Origin of the sequence: Pseudomonas sp. 2995-1 (genome assembly GCF_002742505.1) — a bacterium.
Lineage (GTDB): Bacteria > Pseudomonadota > Gammaproteobacteria > Pseudomonadales > Pseudomonadaceae > Aquipseudomonas > Aquipseudomonas sivasensis.
This window is the reverse complement of sequence record NZ_LJSA01000617.1, coordinates 1-280: the sequence shown is the minus strand read 5'-3', so window position 1 is coordinate 280 and position 280 is coordinate 1. Positions and strand designations below refer to the sequence as shown.

Genomic DNA, 280 nt, shown 5'->3' with positions numbered 1-280 from the left:
ATCTGTTACAGATTTAAAATCCCATGATAATAAATACTCATTTTCATCCTTTATCTCCAATAAGTTAATATTTGTTTCATAGTCGGTAAAAGACAACTGTTCGTCTTCAGGGAAGTACAAGAATGTCCCACTCATTTGAGAGGACGGAGACAACCATTTAGATGAAAATAAAGCAACGGAAAAAATAAAAGAACTACAGATGATAATTACAAAAATTCGTTTTTTATTGAGAAGCAAGGCTTATTCACTCCTTTTAGAGACAAGCGTATCTATATAGGAA

The 280-nt window shown here is 31.8% G+C and carries 1 protein-coding gene; it reads right to left on the bottom strand.

Annotated elements, in window-relative coordinates:
• Window positions 1-237: hypothetical protein (locus tag AOA61_RS32030; RefSeq protein WP_218197419.1), on the bottom strand; the 237-nt coding region annotated here is incomplete at its 3' end.
• Window positions 238-280: the final 43 nt, after the last annotated feature.